This is a genomic window from Natrinema soli, from assembly GCF_028618695.1.
This window is the reverse complement of the sequence record NZ_JAQIVI010000440.1, coordinates 1-513: the sequence shown is the minus strand read 5'-3', so window position 1 is coordinate 513 and position 513 is coordinate 1. Positions and strand designations below refer to the sequence as shown.

General features: G+C 70.4%; 1 protein-coding gene. It reads right to left on the bottom strand.

All coding sequences use genetic code 11. From position 1 onward, the window contains the following. Window positions 1-513: thiamine pyrophosphate-binding protein (locus PGX04_RS23460; RefSeq protein WP_273740722.1), on the bottom strand; the 513-nt coding region annotated here is incomplete at both ends.

Here is a 513-nt window from a genome sequence, read left to right as displayed (position 1 = left end):
ACGAACAGCGGCCGATCGGCCGCCTCGAGCGCCCGCAGCAGCCGTCGGTGATCGTCATCCGCGAGCGCTCGCGTCCCGCCGGTCGTTTCGACGAACGGCCCGTCTCGTCCGTTTCCAGCCAGCGTCTCGGCGAACGACTCGGGGACGTCACCGGGCACGTCGATCGGCTCGAGGGGCTTTCGGAACGGACAGTTGAGGTGAACGGGACCTGGCGGGACGCCGGTCGTTTCGGCGAGCGCTCGCGCGGCGGTCGTCCGGAGGCTCCGAACCGTCCGTTCGTCGGCATCGGGTTCCGGTAGTTCCGCGTACCAGCGGACCGCGTCGCCGTAGAGTTTGACCTGATCGACGGTCTGATTCGCCCCGCTATCGTGCAGTTCGGGCGGTCGATCTGCCGTCAGAACCAGCAGCGGGACGCGGGCCCGATCGGCCTCCATCACCGCGGGATGGAAGTTCGCGGCCGCCGTCCCGGAGGTACAGACCAGCGCCGTCGGCTCGCCGGTCCGCCGTGCGCGG